At 54.2% G+C, this 18,267-nt stretch carries 19 protein-coding genes and 1 pseudogene; all 20 read right to left on the bottom strand.

Annotated features, from left to right (window positions below):
* The 20 genes and pseudogenes from frr to fliR all read right to left on the bottom strand — a co-directional run bounded on the left by frr (position 1) and on the right by fliR (position 18,264).
* Positions 1–555: a ribosome recycling factor gene (gene frr, locus ABC336_RS29060; protein ID WP_413241982.1), complete on the bottom strand. Its 555-nt coding sequence runs from the start codon at positions 553–555 to the stop codon at positions 1–3.
* 1 nt (position 556) lies between these two features.
* Positions 557–1,285 carry a UMP kinase gene (gene pyrH / locus ABC336_RS29055; RefSeq protein WP_413241981.1) on the bottom strand — a complete coding sequence of 243 codons (729 nt, stop codon included), beginning with the start codon at positions 1,283–1,285 and terminating at the stop codon, positions 557–559.
* A gap of 81 nt (positions 1,286–1,366) precedes the next feature.
* Positions 1,367–2,017, bottom strand: a complete 651-nt coding sequence (tsf, locus tag ABC336_RS29050) for a translation elongation factor Ts (RefSeq protein WP_413241980.1) — start codon at positions 2,015–2,017, stop codon at positions 1,367–1,369.
* A gap of 139 nt (positions 2,018–2,156) precedes the next feature.
* Positions 2,157–2,855, bottom strand: a complete 699-nt coding sequence (gene rpsB, locus ABC336_RS29045) for a 30S ribosomal protein S2 (protein WP_020615255.1) — start codon at positions 2,853–2,855, stop codon at positions 2,157–2,159.
* A gap of 172 nt (positions 2,856–3,027) precedes the next feature.
* The gene (locus ABC336_RS29040; protein ID WP_413241979.1) at positions 3,028–3,525 is read right to left on the bottom strand and encodes a hypothetical protein; all 498 of its coding nucleotides are present in this window, start codon (positions 3,523–3,525) and stop codon (positions 3,028–3,030) included.
* A complete protein-coding gene (locus ABC336_RS29035; protein WP_413241978.1) occupies positions 3,518–4,057 on the bottom strand; it encodes a hypothetical protein in 540 nt (179 codons plus the stop codon). Before ABC336_RS29035 ends, ABC336_RS29040 begins: the two co-directional genes overlap by 8 nt.
* Positions 4,058–4,134: 77 nt before the next feature.
* Entirely contained in the window at positions 4,135–4,455 is a 321-nt protein-coding gene (locus ABC336_RS29030) for a hypothetical protein (RefSeq protein ID WP_413241977.1), read from the bottom strand.
* Positions 4,456–4,504: 49 nt separating this feature from the next.
* Positions 4,505–5,911: a flagellar assembly protein A gene (locus ABC336_RS29025; protein ID WP_413242635.1), complete on the bottom strand. Its 1,407-nt coding sequence runs from the start codon at positions 5,909–5,911 to the stop codon at positions 4,505–4,507.
* A gap of 20 nt (positions 5,912–5,931) precedes the next feature.
* On the bottom strand, positions 5,932–6,723 hold the full coding sequence (locus ABC336_RS29020; protein WP_413241976.1) for a FliA/WhiG family RNA polymerase sigma factor: 792 nt from the start codon (positions 6,721–6,723) through the stop codon (positions 5,932–5,934).
* An 83-nt stretch (positions 6,724–6,806) separates the two neighbouring features.
* Positions 6,807–7,256: a hypothetical protein gene (locus ABC336_RS29015; protein ID WP_413241975.1), complete on the bottom strand. Its 450-nt coding sequence runs from the start codon at positions 7,254–7,256 to the stop codon at positions 6,807–6,809.
* Between the two features lie 4 nt (positions 7,257–7,260).
* Positions 7,261–7,758: a chemotaxis protein CheD gene (locus tag ABC336_RS29010; RefSeq protein WP_413241974.1), complete on the bottom strand. Its 498-nt coding sequence runs from the start codon at positions 7,756–7,758 to the stop codon at positions 7,261–7,263.
* Positions 7,755–8,375, bottom strand: coding sequence for a chemotaxis protein CheC (locus ABC336_RS29005; RefSeq protein WP_413241973.1), 621 nt, complete (start codon positions 8,373–8,375; stop codon positions 7,755–7,757). Before ABC336_RS29005 ends, ABC336_RS29010 begins: the two co-directional genes overlap by 4 nt.
* A gap of 3 nt (positions 8,376–8,378) precedes the next feature.
* Entirely contained in the window at positions 8,379–8,840 is a 462-nt protein-coding gene (locus ABC336_RS29000; RefSeq protein WP_413241972.1) for a chemotaxis protein CheW, read from the bottom strand.
* Between the two features lie 12 nt (positions 8,841–8,852).
* Positions 8,853–10,897, bottom strand: a pseudogene (locus tag ABC336_RS28995) (chemotaxis protein CheW).
* Between the two features lie 56 nt (positions 10,898–10,953).
* Positions 10,954–12,123 carry a protein-glutamate methylesterase/protein-glutamine glutaminase gene (locus ABC336_RS28990; protein ID WP_413241971.1) on the bottom strand — a complete coding sequence of 390 codons (1,170 nt, stop codon included), beginning with the start codon at positions 12,121–12,123 and terminating at the stop codon, positions 10,954–10,956.
* Positions 12,124–12,152: 29 nt separating this feature from the next.
* Positions 12,153–13,034 carry a MinD/ParA family protein gene (locus ABC336_RS28985; RefSeq protein ID WP_413241970.1) on the bottom strand — a complete coding sequence of 294 codons (882 nt, stop codon included), beginning with the start codon at positions 13,032–13,034 and terminating at the stop codon, positions 12,153–12,155.
* A complete protein-coding gene (gene flhF, locus ABC336_RS28980) occupies positions 13,027–14,307 on the bottom strand; it encodes a flagellar biosynthesis GTPase FlhF (protein WP_413241969.1) in 1,281 nt (426 codons plus the stop codon). The genes ABC336_RS28985 and flhF overlap by 8 nt, the downstream gene beginning before the upstream one ends.
* Positions 14,304–16,337, bottom strand: a complete 2,034-nt coding sequence (flhA, locus tag ABC336_RS28975; RefSeq protein WP_413241968.1) for a flagellar biosynthesis protein FlhA — start codon at positions 16,335–16,337, stop codon at positions 14,304–14,306. Before flhA ends, flhF begins: the two co-directional genes overlap by 4 nt.
* Positions 16,338–16,370: 33 nt before the next feature.
* Positions 16,371–17,462 (bottom strand): flagellar biosynthesis protein FlhB, encoded by a 1,092-nt coding sequence (gene flhB, locus ABC336_RS28970; RefSeq protein WP_413241967.1) that lies wholly within the window; start codon positions 17,460–17,462, stop codon positions 16,371–16,373.
* A gap of 10 nt (positions 17,463–17,472) precedes the next feature.
* Complete coding sequence (gene fliR, locus ABC336_RS28965; RefSeq protein ID WP_413241966.1) at positions 17,473–18,264, bottom strand: flagellar biosynthetic protein FliR; 792 nt, start codon at positions 18,262–18,264, stop codon at positions 17,473–17,475.
* Positions 18,265–18,267: the final 3 nt, after the last annotated feature.

Raw genomic sequence — 18,267 nt, 5'->3', positions numbered from 1 at the left:
TTACACTTCCATAATTTCTTTCTCTTTGGCAGCCAGCAATTTATCCACTTCAGCCACAAAATGATCTGTCGATTTCTGGATGTCCGCCTGATGTCCGCGCGACTCATCCTCCGAAATCTCTGATTTCTCAAGTTTTTTGATATCGTCATTGGCATCACGGCGTACGTTGCGGATGGCGACCTTTGCTTCCTCGCCGATTTTTTTCATCGTCTTGACGAGCTCAGCACGGCGCTCCTCAGTAAGCATCGGGATACTGATCCGAATGATGCTCCCGTCATTGGATGGCGTCAAACCAAGATCAGATTTTTGAATGGCCTTCTCGATCGCAGAGAGAGAGGTTTTGTCCCACGGCTGGATCAAGAGTGTCCGGGCGTCGGGCGTATTAATATTGGCCAGCTGGTTCACAGGTGTCATCGTGCCGTAGTATTCAACTTGCACGCGATCGAGCAGTGCGGGAGCAGCCCGCCCGGCACGAAGTGTGGTCAATTCGCGTTTCAGTGCGGCAATAGCCTTGTCCATTCGATCTTCGGCATTCTTCTTAATCGTCTGTGGCATATTAACTCACGCTTCCTTTCACTATCGTACCGATTTTCTCGCCGAGCACGACACGCTTGATATTGCCGCTCTCGGTAATCGAAAAGACAACGAGTGGAATATTATTATCCATACAAAGAGAGGTGGACGTGGAATCCATCACTCCCAGATTGCGGTTCAAAACATCGAGATATGTCAATTGTTCAAACAGCTCGGCCGTTTCATCTTTGAACGGATCTGCCGAGTAGACGCCATTGACTTTGTTCTTCGCCATCAAGATGACCTCGGCTTCGATCTCTGCCGCACGCAGCGCCGCAGTCGTATCGGTGGAGAAGAAGGGATTGCCGGTACCTGCTGCAAAGATGACAACCCGGCCTTTCTCAAGGTGACGAATGGCACGTCTTCTGATATAAGGCTCAGCGATCTGCTGCATCGCGATCGAAGTCTGAACGCGGGTAGGCACTTCGATCTGCTCCAGCGCGTCCTGCAGCGCCAGGGAGTTCATCACTGTCGCAAGCATGCCCATATAATCGGCAGTAGCACGGTCGATCCCTTTCGCCGTACCGGCAATGCCTCGCCAAATGTTGCCGCCTCCGACGACGATAGCCACTTCTACATGCATGTCCACAACTTCCTTGACTTGCTCTGCAATAGAAGCGATCATGGCCGCATCGATACCATACCCATTCTGACCGGACAACGATTCACCGCTTACTTTTAACACAATACGTTTATATACGGGCTGTTCCACGCTATTACCTCCATCTTGCACCTTGCTCAGCGCATAATAAGTTGGCGGGGCGGACGAGCCGCCCCGCCAATTGCGTTCGGTTTACAGTTTTGCTTGTGACATAACTTCTTCAACGAAGTTATCTTGTTTTTTCTCCAGTCCTTCGCCCAGCTCGAAACGAGCGAAGCGCCGGATCGAGATGTTCTCGCCGATTGTGCTGATTTTTTCATTTAGCAGCGTGGAGATCGTTTTGTCCGGGTCTTTGATGAAGGACTGCTCCATCAGACAATGCTCTTCATAATACTTGCTAATGCGGCCGTCGACCATCTTGTCTACGATGTGCGCCGGTTTGCCCTCATTAAGCGCTTGTGCCTTGAGGATGTCGCGTTCCTTCTCCAGCTCGTCTCCCGGAACCTCCTCACGACGTACATATTTGGGATTAGCCGCTGCGATCTGCATCGCGATATCTTTTACGAATGCACGGAACTGGTCCGTCTTGGCAACGAAATCCGTCTCGCAGTTAACTTCCACCAGGACGCCTACCCGGCCGCCGCCATGGATGTAGGACTCAACCAAGCCTTCAGTTGCAACACGGCCCGCTTTGTTAGCGGCCGCGGAAAGACCTTTTTCTCTCAGCAGCTCCGCTGCTTTTTGGATATCGCCGCCCGCTTCGTCGAGCGCTTTTTTGCAATCCAGCATTCCTGCGCCTGTTCTTTCACGCAATTCTTTTACCGCACTAGCACTAACAGCCATTGAAAAAACCTCCTGTAGAAAGTTGGAATATGTAGCAGTTTATAAACGGGCTCATTTCAAAAAAAGGATGGTGAGAGGCTACGCACCTTCTGACCACCCTTCTCATACGTTCTATTTCGAACAACCAATTTTAATTATATTATGCAGTCGTTTGCTCACCTTGGTTGGCTTCCACGATTGCATCTGCCATCTTCGATGTCAGCAACTTGACTGCACGGATGGCATCGTCATTGCCGGGGATGACATAATCGATCTCGTCCGGATCGCAGTTCGTATCAACGATACCTACGATAGGGATACCCAATTTGCGAGCTTCCGCTACAGCGATGCGCTCCTTGCGCGGATCGATGATGAACAGCGCGCTCGGCAAGCCTCTCATACCTTTAATACCGCCCAGGAATTTGTCGAGACGCTCTTTTTCCTTGCGGAGAATGATAACTTCTTTCTTCGGCAGCACTTCGAAAGTACCGTCCTCTTCCCACTTCTCCAGCTGTTTCAGACGGTCGATCCGTTTTTGGATCGTCTGATAGTTGGTCAGCGTACCGCCGAGCCAACGCTGGTTGATGTAGAAATTGCCGCAGCGCTCGGCTTCTTCCTTAACCGAATCCTGTGCCTGCTTCTTCGTGCCGACGAACAGGATACTGCCGCCTTCCTCTGCGATCGAGCGGACAAAATTGTACGCTTCCTCGACTTTTTTGACCGTCTTCTGCAGGTCAATGATGTAGATCCCGTTTCTTTCTGTGAAAATATAACGATCCATTTTAGGGTTCCAGCGACGCGTTTGATGACCAAAGTGAACCCCAGCCTCAAGCAGCTGTTTCATGGAGATAACCGCCATTTTCACAACACCTCCTGTACATGGTTTTATTTAGATCCTCCGCCTGTCGCATCTTTTGACAAGACTTGCCGTCATGCGGCAAGCACCCTTGGCAAAATTGACAAGCGTGTGTTTTTAACACCGTCAATTACTATACCATATCTCATAATCGCATGCAACCACAGAACGGCTTCTATTCCAGTGTAATCGGCGGTCCCGTGATGATGCGCAGAACTTCGTCTTCATCCGGCCGCCCTTCGAAATAAAACGTTCCACGTCGGATTTTACCGCCTTGTTCTTTCATTCTTGCAATAAACTGCAGCCGATTGTCGATTAGTCCGTAATCCTCCAGGATACCGGCTGCCGTCTGCAGAGTCGTCCCGCTCTTGATCCGGACTACGCGGTGCAGCGGCTTCTCCTCCTGCACCTCATCCACAGCTGGCGCTTCCTGTTCCGCGGACAACTGTTCAGCGAGCTCGCTTCTCACACGCTCGGCTTCGGCAGCCAGCAGTGTCAGTAATTCTTCTTCCGTGTAGCTGGTTCCATCTGCGGGTGACTCCGTTGCATGGCCCGAATCAAAATCAAGCAGCCTCGCTTCGCTCTCTTCCGCCGTCTGCATGAGCACCAGCAGCAAGCAGCCGGCGATAATGCCCGTACCTAATCCCAACATGAAGGACCGGTTCCTAAACACGATGACGCTCCTCCTGTCTGGAGAGCTGCAAGATCAGCTGCACTTCCCCTTTATTCAGACCCGCTTTGCGGGCGATCGACTCGATCGACTTGCCCTGCTCGTGCATCTGGAACAGCTCCGCATACCTTGCCCTGATATTCAATTCCGGTGCCGCGACTACTTGGGGCCCGGTCCCTGGCTGCGTTTGGGAAGCCGCAGATACGGCTGCTGCCTGCAGCTTTTCCAGCCGATCGTCAAACCGCAGCTGCTGTTCCGCAAGCTGCTGTTCCAGCGATCCGCAACGGCGCTCCAGCTCGGCGATCCGATGATCCCTGGCAGCAGCAGCCTGCTGCCACTCCTTTTGTGCCTTGCTCACGACCGCCACCAACTCCTGGTGATCCGTCTCTGATGACGCCATGAACTGATCCAGCGCCTGTTCGACCAATTGGGCGTTGTCTGGCGCCGGATCCGATTTTTTACGGGGGATCATCAGTCCCAGCACCAACGCAAACGCGCCGAGCAGCACGACGTACTGCCAGATATCAAGGTCCATCGCTCTCACCTGCCATTCATTAGCTATATAACTGCTTTTTAAAGTTCGTGATCAAAAGCGAGCTTTTTGAACTACATCTACAGAGATATATCGATATGTTTGCCTTTGTAGGGGTGGGGCGCCGGAGACTCTTTAGGAGGATGATTCTCCTCTGTCTCCCCCTGGGCATGTCTCTGCTGGCCGCTGCCCCCGCGTCCCTTCTCGTCATCCCTGATGGCCGGCTCGGCCGACGCTTCGACTTCACTGCTCTTGCGGCGCAGCTCCTCCTCCGTCTTAAGCGACTCCTCGGCAAGCTTCTCTTGTTCCATGATCGGCCGGTTCATCATCTGGCTCTGGAGTCCTCCGGCGTCGGGCGTGCGGGGGACAGAGATCTGCAAATCCAGCGATCGATAAGTCATGAGCGTGACCTCCGTTCGTCATAGTAATAGAGGCAGTACAATAGGAAGCTTATTGATACGGCAACATGACGATATCCCCGTCGGCGTACCGGAAGGTGACGCGCTGCGAGGGATCCTTGACAAACCGGGTATAATGACCGATGACAATTTTGGTGCCGCCGTAGACGATGTTAATTGCATCGACACGAGCCTTGTCTGTTTCTTCCAGTGTTTTTTCGAGCTCAAGGACTTGCTCCTTCAGCTCATTTTGTTCTTCCAGCGTCTGCCGTTTGGTTGCCGTCAGTTTGATCCGCATCGCCAGCTTCTCCGGCGACAGCTTGCCCAGCGCGGCAAGCTGGTCCAACATAACCAGCGCTTTGTCCGACTTATCCAGATTGACTGAACAAATACGCAGCTGCTGCCTTAGCTCGGTCAGCTGCTGCCTTAGCTCGGGTCGCACGCCTACCTCGATGACCGTAGCGGTAGACATCGTATTGCCGATTGTCCTGGCGCTCACACGCTCGCCTGCCTGCGCGAGCCCGCCCACCAGAAGCGCTTTTGCCCCGGAGCAGATGATGTGTCGTCCTGCCCGGATCTGAGAGTGCATGATGCTTTGCGAGACCAGTACATCCTCTCCGGCAATAACATTGCCATCCTGGACAAACGCCATTTTCACATTGCGCCCGGCTCTGACACTGCCTTTGTTGCCAGCGAGGATGCCCCCGGTAATCTCGATGGAGCCTTCCGATTCCAGATCCGCCCCTTCGACCCCGCCGATTACCCGGATGTCGCCGGACGCCCTGACGCGGAACCCGCTCAGTACATTGCCGCGGATGACGACCGTGCCGACAAAATCGATATTGCCGATTTTGTAATCAACATCGCCGTTTACTTCATAGACAGGAAATACGTTGATCTTGTCCCGCTCTGTACGCGTTACCATGCCTTCGATCGCGGCATACAGCGACATCTCATCGGGGCCAAGGACGACATTCTTGCCGATTTTGAAACGGGCTGCCTTGCCGTCACGGCCGAACAGCATCTCCCCAGTCACTGCCTTGCCGGGTGACGCGGCAGTGGCTGGCGTTTTGCGGGCGATCAGCTGACCTCGGTTCACATTGCGGAGCTGGTTGACCTCGCGGAAGTCGACCTTCCCGTCCTCCTGCTCCTTGGGCTTGGCATGCTGATGCTCCATATCGTATGTGAACTGGATGAGCCCGTCCTCACCGTCCCGGGGCGGTTCCCCCGCAGCCACCAGACACTTCCTGCCCTGAAAGTCTGCTGGACTCTTCGCGATCTGAGCAATCATCGTCACATCAATCCCATGCACGATGTGATGCGACTTAAGCCATTGCTCCAACTCCTGGAAGGTGCATACAAACCCATCGTCCAAACGATGAATATGAAGAAAAGCGGACAGTTTGTCTTGGGAGACCTCGACTGCCATGAATGACTCCAAGCTATTTTCACCCGCCATTGCCATCGGCTCAATCCCTCCTAATGCTCCATCAATTGATTTTTGATCTTGCCCATTGCCCCGCGCAAGCGGAGAATCGCCTTGGAATGAAGTTGTGAGATTCTAGAGGGAGAGAGCGACATGACCTCGGCAATTTCGCTTAAAGACAACTCCTCGTAATAAAATAATGAAATAACGATCCGTTCTTTTTCAGTTAGTCTCTCGATCCCCTTTATAATGGAATCCTTCATATACTGTTCGTGTACTTTATAATCTGGATTTTTGGCCTTCTCGTCCACCAGCAGGGACAGCCGAGTCTCCGCATCCTCCTCGCGGATCGGGTCCTCAAGCGAGCAGACCGTCGTAACTGCAATTTCCTGAAGCATGTGGACAAATTCTTTTTCGCTTACCTGCAGATAATCGCTGATCTCTGCATCACTGACTGAACGGAGGTACTGCTGCTCCAGATGCTGATAAGCCTCTTCTATTTTTTTCGCTTTCTCGCGAACCGAACGCGGAACCCAGTCCCCTTGTCTCAGACCGTCGATCATCGCGCCTCTTATTCGCCAGGATGCGTAAGTTTCGAATTGTAAGCCCCGCTCGTAATCGAACTTTTCGATAGCGTCGATCAAGCCCATGACGCCATTGCTGGCGAGGTCGTCTTTGGATACGTTTTTAGGCAAGCCGATGGCCATCCGATTCGTGACATAATCAACCAAGGGAAGATATTGCTCAATCAACTGCTTTTTGGCTTCCAGATCTTTTTCCTTCTTGAATCTCTGCCACACTTCGATATTGGATAGATGCGGCGGTTTCGGTTTCGGTTCATTCATCGTCTCACCCTCCTGAAGCCTTCCGGGGATAAGCTTATCCTTGTATGGACGATACCCGTAATTCCGGTTTGCGCATGTCGTCATCATTCTTGCCCCTCTTGGTCCTTGAGCTGGCGCAGCGCCTGAGCCAGCTGCTCAGGCTCCTGCTGCTTGGTTGCAAGCTTGGGAGGCGTCAGCGGGCGGAACGGCTCAAGATCTTGTTGTTGTTCTTCATGCTGTGATGTAGGTGTGCCGTTCTCATCCAGCTGGGACCGCAGCAGTCGGTTCATATCCTCCGAATCATCCGGTGTCGCCAGGTCCAGCACGGTTCCCCGGCTTTCTTCGGATTCATCATCCGTACCGCTATCGGCGGGGGGGCCGATGATCAGACCCAATACAAGCCGCAACACAAACGCCAGGATAAAAAATGCAAATGCAGCATACAGTCCCCGCAGCATGGTTACACCAAGATTGTTAACGCCGCTGGAGAACAGGATAGTAAGCAGGGCACCAGCCACTGCAAAAACGATATTCCATCGAATCGAGCCTACCACACACTTACAACTCCTTTGAGCCGAATTGAACACTGCGGATTGCCAGAATCCCGCTGCGGCAGTCCAATTCGATGGTCCTGCCATAATTGCCGCCGGTATCTTCGGCAATCACAGGAATGCCAAACGACAATAGTGCCAGCTTGCAGGACTCCACATTGCGCGGACCGATCCGCATCGTGTCCGACTGGCCGGCAAAAACGAACATCTGCGCTCCGCCGGCCATCTTAGCTACCAGACGATCCGTCGCCGCGCCTGAAGCGATTAGACGCCGGATCAGTTCAGGTATGGCCGTATCGGCGTACTTGGCGAGGTTAATCGCAGACTCCCGGGCGATCGACGAGGTGGGCAGCATCACATGAGCAAGACCGGCCAGCCGGGTCTTGGGATCATACAAGGTAAGACCGACACAAGACCCCAAGCCTGTCGTTCGGATCACTTCACCCTCCGAGGCGGTGCCGAGGTCGGCCATACCTACTTTCACAAGCTTTTGTTCCACGGTCATTCGAATGGCACGCCCAATGCTTGGAAAATTTTCTTGAATGATTCTGGATCGGGGATGAGGAAGAAATGGCCTTCCATTGATTCTTCCCCCTCCAGAAAGGCGGTATCGATCAACAATGCGCTGTCGCCCATCTGACCATACTGCAGCAGCCCGTAGCTGAGAATGGCGCCAGCCATATCCACGGCGATGGACGGCACCGTAGGGATCATCGACAGCTTGGTAAAATCAGCAAGCGACGAAAGATAGGACCCGGCCAAAATATTGCCGATTTCCGAAAGCGCCGAATATTCCATCTCCGAATATTGGTCGTCACCGGCAACCCTGATCGACAGCAGATTGTTCAACATCGTCTTGGCAGACTTTTGTTCGATGATGAAGAACAGATTGCCCGGCGCATCGCCTTCCACGCGCAAGAAGACAGCTACTACGACTTGTTCGGAACCGCCAACCCGCTCGGCAATCTGGTCAAATTGGATTAAGGTGACTCTGGGCACAGTCATATCGATCGGTTTGTCGAGCAGGCGCGACAGCGCGGTAGCAGCATTGCCAGCGCCGATGTTCCCCACTTCCTTGAGCACATCCATCTTGAAGTCGGCAAACTCTTGAAAGAGATTCACCGCTTAGTCCTCAAGATGCTCAAGCTGGATAATCTCGCTCTTGTTAAGCACCTCTGACAAATTGAGCATGACCAGCAGCCTGCCGTCTCCCAGTTTGGCCACCCCGCGCAAATACTTGGCTTTGATGCCGCCGACGACTTCCGGCGGCGAATCGATTGTATCGCTATCGATATCGATAACATCGTTAGCCGCATCGACGATGAAGCCTACCTCCAGCTCATTGACAGCGACGATGATGATCCGAGAATTCTCGGTTGGCTCCGTCTCGCTTAGTCCAAAACGGCCGCGCATGTCGATAACCGGAATGACAACACCTCTCAAATTAATGACGCCCTTGATAAAATCCAATGTCTTGGGTACGCGTGTAATCGGCATCATCCGCTCGATCGTCCGTACTTTATCCACCTCGATGCCATACTCTTCGCTCGCCAGTGCAAATACAATGACTTTCAGTTCCTCGGCCATGTGTTGTCCCTCCTATTTGATAAGTGCGTTCGGATCAATAATGAGTGCAACCTGACCGTCGCCAAGTATCGTCGCTCCGGATACGGCTTCGATCCCGGTCAGGTAATTGCCAAGCGATTTCAACACGATCTCGCTTTGTCCGATAAAATCATCCACGATCACTGCTGCCCATTTGTCGCCCTTCCGGATAATGACGATCTCAGATTCAACTTCCTGGTCCTCGGAATAATCCGGCGATTCCAGAATCCGGCTCAAGGACAGGATCGGGATGATGGCTCCCCTGAACTCAATCATCCGATTGCCGTGGATATTGCGGATCGTCTCACGCTTGATGATCGCCGTCTCGACGATGGACGTAAGGGGGATGGCATACTTCTCCGATCCCAACTTGATCAGCATGGCTGAGATGATCGAGAGCGTGAGCGGCAGCTGGATGGAGAACGTCGTGCCTTTGCCCAGCGTCGAATCGACGCTTACATGCCCACCTAACGAAGTGATTTTGGATTTGACGACGTCCAGACCGACACCACGGCCCGAGATATCAGAGATCTTGTCCGCCGTACTGAACCCTGGCGCAAACAGCAGCATGTAGACTTCCTCATTGCTCATGCCTTCTGCCTGTTCCGGCGCGATAACACCGTTTTTGATAGCAATCTTCAAGACGGTCTCGCGATTGATGCCTTTGCCGTCATCTTCGATCTCGATAAATACATGATTGCCGCTGTGATATGCACGCAAGTGCACGGTGCCAACCTCCGGCTTGCCGACTGCAAGACGATCGGACACTTGCTCGATGCCATGATCCAAAGAGTTGCGGATCAGATGGACAAGCGGATCGCCGATCTCGTCGATCACTGTCCGGTCCAGCTCGGTCTCAGCACCTGCAATAACCAGATCGATTTTTTTGTCGAGCGACTTGGCCAGATCGCGCACCATCCGCGGGAACCGATTGAAGACCGAATCGACGGGAACCATCCGAAGCTTCAAGACGATACTCTGCAGGTCGCCGCTGACCCGCGCCATATGCTCGACCGTCTCGATCAGATCATTGCGCCGGATCTCCCCGGCCAGTTGCTCCAGACGCACCCGGTCGATCAACAGCTCGCTGAACAGGTTCATCAGCGTATCCAATCTCTCGATATCGACGCGGATCGTACGGTTCACGGCTGCAGGGGCAGCTGAGGCGGCGCTTTGGGAACGGGTAGCAGCAACCTCTTTTGTCGCCTCCGTGGTCGACGCAGCTTCATGTACAGCTGCTTGTCGCTCAACCACTGCCGGTTTGGCCAGCATCGATAGCGACTCGGCATCGAGCAGTGTCACTGCGGCGGAGTCGATCTCCGAGACGGCCTCGATCTGCTTTTTGAGCGTTTCTGCCGGCAGTTGAGAGATGTAAAAAACGATAAATTCGCGGTCAAATTTCTCCTGTTCCAGCTGCTCGACAGAAGGATCGGATTTGATCACCTCGCCGTTCTGCTCCAACACGTCGAAGACCATATAGGCGCGTGCGGCCTTGAGAACACAGTCCTCGCGAACCGTAACCTGGATATGGTACACGTTGTGTCCGCTATCCATGGACTGCTGCATGATCGACGTCTGGAATTCATCCAGCGCCATGCCGCCGCCAGTCGACGAAGCTGCGACAGCACTGCCGCCGCCCTGCGTCTCCGGTTTGCTGTAATCGCCTTTCACGATGGATTGCAGGGAGGCTACGATGGTGCTCACATCGGCTTTACCCGAACCGCCGCCGATGATGTCCTGCACCATCGCCTCCACGCGTCCAGGCTTTTAAATAACGTATCAAAAATAAAGCTGTCCATTTTGAGCTTGCCGTTGCGGACCAGATCGAGCACATTTTCCATCTCGTGCGTCAGCGACGCCAGATCCTCAAAGCCCATCGTAGCCGACATGCCTTTGAGGGTATGCGCCGAGCGGAAGATAACTTGCACGATACTCAGATCCTCCGGCTCGTTCTCGAGGCGGAGCAGATTCTCGTTGAGCGATTGCAGATGATCGTTAGACTCGTCGATAAACATCGACAGGTACGCGTTCATATCCATTCCTGTGCACCTCCTGCGTGGGATGATAATGCTACTTGCGTGATTCGCAGCCGATTCTAGGTGATGACCCGAGTCAGATGCCCTGCAATCCGGTGGAGAGGGAGGACGGCGGTGACGCCGCCTTTCTCGACCGCCGTACGGGGCATGCCATAGACGACACAGGTTTCTTCCGACTCGGCGACCGTGCTGGCAGCGCCGCTGTCCAACAATTGCTTCATCCCGATCGCTCCGTCGCTGCCCATGCCTGTCATTAATACGGCGTGGCGGGTCAGCTCGGTACGGTGGGCGAGCGATTCGAACAGGATATCCACCGATGGCCGGTGGCCATGTCGTGGCGCCTCTTCATGCAGATGTATGTAATAACCGTTGCGGTCGCGGGCGAGCTCCATGTGGAAGCCTCCAGGAGCGATGTAAACCGTCCCGCCCCGCACTCTGACGCCCTGTTCCGCTTCCACCACCTGCACTTCGCTGAACGAATCGAGACGTTCGGCCAGGGAGCGGGTGAAGCGGGGCGGCATATGCTGAACGACCAATACCGGAGCTGTAAAGCCTGCGGGCAGAGCGGCGATCACTTCATGCAGCGCCCGCGGCCCTCCAGTGGAAGTCCCGATCGCAACGATATGTTGAAAAGTGGCAAACGTCGGTTTGGCACCGGCCCGCTTGTCCTCCTGCCTGGTAGATGTATCCGGCGGCAAGGCAGGTGCCGGAGACACCGCGGGCTCCACGGGTTTGGAGAGCGGCGGACGGACTTTCGATTCTGGCGGGTTGGGCTTTGGAAGCTCCGTACGCTTGACGGATACGGAAGGCATCCGGCTATCCCTGGATTTCGCGGAGACAGCGGCCCTTAGTTTGTCTTGCAGCTGCTGAGCCACCTTCTCGATGCTCATCGAGCCGTCGCCGGAAGGCTTGCGGATGAAGTCAAAGGCACCCAATTGCAAAGCCTTGATGGTCTCTGTCGTGTTGTCCTCGCTGATTCCGGCCAGCATAATAATCGGAGTCGGCTGGATGGCCATGATCCGTCTCAAAGCATCGAGACCGTTCATCTCCGGCATCTCCAGATCCATCGTGATGACATCCGGCTTCCACAGCCTCGCAGCATCGATGGCTTCCGAGCCCGTCTTCGCGGTGGCCACCACCGCAAAGTCCCGGTTGCGGACAATCAAGTCCGTTATAATCTTGCGCATAAAAGGCGAGTCGTCGACGACTAGCACGCGATAAGGAGTCACTGTGGGCTCCCTCCATTCTTTGCAAAGGATCAGGTTTTACGACTGAACATGCGATGTAGAAATCCTTTGATCCCTCCGCCAGCCGCTGGTTCGGCTGTAGAGTCGCCTGACCCGTGGATAAAACGGCGGGCGATCTCGGCAACCGCTCTGGAGGCTATTCCCTCCGGATAAGCGATGGAGAAGGGCACTTGCCGTTTGACTGCCTTCGGCACATGCGGATCGTCCAGCACGATACCGAGCATCGGAATCTCGGTATCCAGAAATTGGCGCGCCACGAGTGCGATTTTGTCGGCGGTCTGCTTTCCTTCTCTACGGTCGGCAGCCCGGTTGATGACCAGCTGGAACCCGGCCGTCTCTCCCATCGCGTGAACCATCTTGATCAGCGCGTACGCGTCGGTGATCGAAGTCGGCTCAGGCGTCGTGACGACGATCGTTTCCTGAGCCGCGGCAATGAATCGTGCCGTCTCTTTGGAGAGACCCGCTCCGGTATCGAACAGGATGACGTCATAATGACCGTGCAGCTTGCCGATCTGTTCACTGAAATAATCCAGCTCGTCTGCGGCAAGATCGAGCAAGTCGCGGAAGCCCGACCCGCCGGCGATGTAATGCAGGCCTTGCGGCCCCTCCTGGACAATCTCCCAGATCGTCTTCTCCCGTTTCAACAGATGATAGAGGCTGTAAGCAGATCTGCGGCCCATCAGCACATCAATGTTCGCCATTCCGATGTCGGCATCAAACACCAGGACGCGCTGGCCAAGCTGCTGCAGAGCCAGCGCAAAATTGAGACTAAAGTTCGACTTGCCGACACCGCCTTTACCGCTGGTAACCGTAACGATCCGGGTCGGCCGCTGCTCTGAAGATTCGCCCTGCACAAGTACCATATTGCGCAGCGCCTGTGCCTGGTCATTCATCGACGATCTCCCCCAACAGTTGTTCCGCAAAGCGGTCTATGCGGAAAGGCTCGATGTCGTCTGGCACGGTTTGCCCATGGGCAATGTATGCCGGCTTGTAGCGATGAGCCAGCATGACGTTCAGAATCGCTCCGATCGTGTCTGTCTCATCCCGCTTGGTGAAGATGACCTGATCTACGCCAAATGTGGCAAACTGCTCAGCAATAGCAATCATGTCGCGTGATTTGCCCGTCAGGCTCAGTACCAGATAAGTCATACAGCCTTCGCCTGCCTGGAGCAGACTGTTGACCTCCGAGACGTACAAGCTGTTGCGAAAGTTCCGCCCGGCGGTATCGACCATGATCAGATCCCGGTCAGCCAGCTGCGCAAAAGCTTTGCTCAGCTCAGACGGCGAGAACACCACCTCCATCGGGACATTCAAAATGTTGGCGTATGTCCGCAACTGATCCACCGCTGCAATCCGGTACGTATCGGACGTAATGAAGCCTGCCTTGCGCTTGTTTCTTAACGCCTGATCCGCAGCGAGCTTGGCAATCGTTGTTGTCTTCCCTACACCGGTAGGACCAACGAACTGGATGACCCGCACGCTGTCATCAATCCCATGGTCGGCCAGCGGTGTCAGCCACTCCTTGAGCCTCCGGGATGCGATCGGCCAGATCTCGCTGGCAGCTGCTTCGGGATGATAGGCTTCATCCGCCTGTACCTCAGCGACCAGTTTGTCAACCCATTCTCCCGCCACCTCCTGCTCCAGCAGCCGGGATTGCAGCTGTCGAAGCGGCTGCGGGAGCGTTTCGGCTGTCTGCTGCTTGGACCACCTGCTGACCATCTGCTTCATTTCCCGGATTTCTTCCATTAGCACTTGCTGCCCGGGCGATTCGGCGACGGCGGCAGCCGGAGGCTGTGGAGCCTGAGGCATGGCGCGATGGACCGGCGGATCGGGGTCGGACTGCTTGAGCTCCCGGTCGGCGGGAGGCTTGACAGGTGCCTTGACCGCTTCCAATGCTTGCTTGGCCGGTGGAGGGGCAGCACGGCCACCGTACGCCGCCGCAACGGTTCCCCTTGCCGCCGGTTGGCGCTGCGGCGATGACGGCGCCGAGGAGCCTTCGCTTTCTACTGCGGCGATGACTTCCATCTTTTTCTTGCGGAACATGCCCATAAATCCGCCCACATAGATCTCTTTTGTACCGAGGATGACCGCATCCTTGCCCAGCTCGCTGCGGATCGCCGGCAGTGCCTCGGGCACCGTATTGACGACATAACGCTTCACTCTCATAGATTCACCACCCCGACGCTCTGCACTTCAACGCTCGGCTCCAGCTCGCTATATGACAAGACCGGTATGTCTTGCATCGTCCGTTCGACGATCTGACGGAGATACATCCGGATCGTCGGCGAGGCGAGCACGATCGGCTGCTGACCCGACTGGATCTGACGGCTCACCTGTTCATTGAGCTTCGTGTAGATCTGCTGCGAGGATACCGGGTCCAGCGCCAGATAGCTTCCTTGCTCCGATTGCTGGACAGAATCGGCGATTTTCTTCTCCAGCGATGGCCCGACTGTAATGACGCGCAGCGTGTCGCCTACCGCCGAGTACTGATTGGTAATCTGACGGGACAGCGCTTGTCTCGCATATTCGGTCAGAATATCCGGATCCTTGGTGAAATTGCCATGATCGGCAAGAGCCTCGAAGATCGTCACGAGATCTCTGATCGAGATTTTCTCCTTCAGCAGCTTGACCAACACCTTCTGGATATCGCCGATCGTCAGGATCGATGGGATGAGCTCTTCGACCAGGGCCGGATAGGCCTCACGCAGATTTTCCACCAATGCTTTGGTCTCTTGACGACCGACCAGCTCATGAGCATGCTTCTTGATCACTTCCGTCAAGTGTGTGGCAACTACCGACGGAGGATCTACGACGGTATACCCGGATAGCTCTGCCCGCTCCTTGGTTTCTTCGTCGATCCACAGCGCCGGCAAGCCAAATGCCGGCTCTTTCGTCTCGATACCGACGATCGAATCATCATCGAACCCCGGGCTCATCGCCAGGTAATGGCCCAGCAGCAGCTCTCCCTTGGCGACTGTGTTGCCTTTAACCTTGATGACATATTCATTGGGCCTGAGCTGGATGTTGTCCCGGATCCGGATGACCGGCACCACGATTCCGAGCTCCAGAGCGCACTGTCTGCGGATCATGATGATCCGATCGAGCAAGTCGCCTCCCTGCTGCGTATCCGCCAAAGGGATCAGACCGTAGCCGAATTCGAATTCGATCGGGTCGACCTGCAGCAAGCTGATGACGCTCTCCGGACTCCGAACCTCTTCGATCTGCTGCTCCTCCTCCATCAGCTCTTCCTCCTGCTGGCGTTTGTTCAGATTGCCGGACATCTTCCAGCCGGCAAAGGTCAGAATCGCCGCTAGCGGCAAGGTCGCGAGCGGACCGATCGGCGTCATGATGCCGAGTGTTGCGATCGTTCCTGCAACGATATAGAGCAGCTTCGGATAACGAGTGACCTGATTGGTCAGATCATATGCGAGGTTTCCTTCCGACGCGGCGCGGGTGACGATCAGACCTGCGGCTGTGGAGATCAGCAGCGCAGGGATCTGGCTGACGAGTCCATCGCCGATCGTCATGATCGAATATTTCTCCAGCGATTCGCCAAACGGCATGCCATGGATCATCATGCCGATTACAAATCCGCCAAGCAGGTTGATAAACATAATGACGATGGAAGCGATCGCGTCGCCTTTGACGAATTTGGAGGCGCCGTCCATCGCACCATAAAAATCCGCTTCGCGTTCGATCTTCTGACGACGCTCCCTAGCCTGCGACTCATTGATCATCCCGGCGTTCAGATCCGCATCAATACTCATCTGTTTGCCCGGCATCGCGTCGAGCGTAAACCTCGCGGCGACCTCGGCCACCCGCTCCGAGCCTTTTGTAATAACGATAAACTGAACGACTACGAGGATTAGGAAGACGATGAAACCAACTGCAACCTGACCGCCAGCGACGAAATTGCCAAAGGTCTCGACAACTCTGCCTCCATTTGCCTCGCCGAGTATATTGCGTGTGGTGGATACGGTGAGAGCCAGTCGAAACAGAGTCGTAATCAGCAGGATCGCCGGGAAGATCGAGAACTCCAGAGCGCTCTGCGTATTCATCGCGATCAGCAGGATCATCAAAGCAGCCGAAATGTTAATGATGAGCAGTACATCCAACACGTTCACATGAACTGGGATAACCATCATCAGGACGATGCCGATGATGCCGATCAGGATGGCCAGATCTTTGATCTTCATCTCCTTGTCCTCCTCCCCTTGTATGATTCTGCCTTACTTGATCTTGCGTTTGAGCTTGTATACATAAGCGAGCACCTCGGCTACAGCCTGGAACAGATCAGCAGGGACGGCGTCCCCGATCTCGGTGCGATCATACAGTGCACGGGCCAGCGGCTTGTTCTCCATCGTGACGATGCCGTGTTCGCGGGCGACCTCCTTGATGCGCTGGGCTACAAAATCCATCCCTTTGGCCAATACAATCGGCGCTTCCATATCGCCCGAGTCGTATTTGAGCGCGATCGCGAAGTGGGTCGGATTAGTAATAATGACGTCGGCCTTGGGAACTTCCTGCATCATCCGCTGCATGGCCATCCGCCGTTGCTTCTCCCGGATCCGTCCTTTGATGATGGGATTGCCCTCGGTTTTTTTATATTCGTCTTTGATATCCTGCTTGGACATCCGGAGATTTTTCTCATAGTCGTATCTTTGATAGAGATAGTCCAATACAGCCAGACCGAGTAGCATGCCGCCGATCTTTAGTCCCAATGAAAGGGTAAGCGATGCGGCGAAAGCGAAGATCGCATCTACCGATACCTGTGATAATCGCAGTATATTTTCCAGTTCACCCCATAGGGTCATGTACACCAGAATGCCGATGATTGTCATCTTCAGTACGCTTTTCAAAAATTCGACGACCGAACGCATGGAAAATATTTTTTTGAACCCTTCAATCGGATTGATCTTGGAAAACTTCATCTTGAGCGGGTCGCCTGTAAGCAAAAACCCGATCTGGGCCAGGTTGCCCGCCAGCGCAATCACAAGCACAATTAAGAATAAAGGCGCCAGCAGGATCAGTCCATTCAGGATAATTCCCGAGAACAGGGGCATCACATTCTGCGGCGTAACTTGCATGGTCAGCTGATTCTCCAACACATTGCCGATCATGCCAAGCAATCGTACTTTATAATAACCTCCTAACATGACGAAGCTGAGGACGGTTAGCAGTAGGATCAGGGCAGTCGGAATTTCCATGCTTTTGGCGACCTGGCCTTTTTTGCGCGATTCCTGTTTCTTCTTGGGGGTTGCTTTTTCTGTTTTTTCCTGCGAGAACAGCTGTAGATCCAGCTGTAAGCGGTAGGCTCTCATGGTGTTCCCCCTAGACCTCGGGAGCGGTACTCAGCAGATTGAGCAGCTGCTCCATCGCTTTGAACATCTCCTCGAAAATGTAACCGAACAAGGTGACGATCCCCGGCATCAACATAGCCAGTATCAGAAATCCGACCAAAATCTTGAGCGGAATGCCGATCACGAACACGTTGAACTGCGGCGCCGTCCTGGCGAGAAAGCCCAGTCCCACATCGGTAAGAAACATCGCGACAACAAGCGGTGCGGACATCTGCAGAGACAATATAAACGTATAGGCGAACGTTTCGACCAGAAACGTACTCACATTGCCCTGGCTGATGCGCATGAACAATTCGTTGCCGAGTGGAATCCATTCATAGCTCTGCATGATCGCCATCAGCAGATGATGATGACCATTCATCGATAGAAAGACCAGAATTAAGAGCATAAATTTGAAATTACCCAGCATCGGCGTCGAAACGCCGGTCATCGGGTCGATCACATTGGCCATGCCAAAGCCCATCTGCAAATCGATAAAGCTGCCGGCGGTCTGGATAATCGTAAAAAACAGATAAGCGACAAAGCCGAGTAAAAGTCCAATAAGAATCTCTCTTATAACCGTCAGTACATAGCCGGCATCAAGAACAGGCGTCTGATCCAGCCCAACAGCCAGAAAAACCATCAATGAGACGAAAAAACCTAAACCGATCTTGGCGGCAGCCGGCACCCCGCGGGTGGAAAAGATCGGCGCCACGACGAAAAATGAGGTAATTCGACAAAAAATAAGTAAAAAAATAGGAAACACCTGTAGGAAGAGATCCATCGA

This window comes from Paenibacillus jepli (genome assembly GCF_047238105.1).
Lineage (GTDB): Bacteria > Bacillota > Bacilli > Paenibacillales > Paenibacillaceae > Paenibacillus_D.
This window is presented reverse-complemented; position numbering and strand designations above follow the sequence as displayed.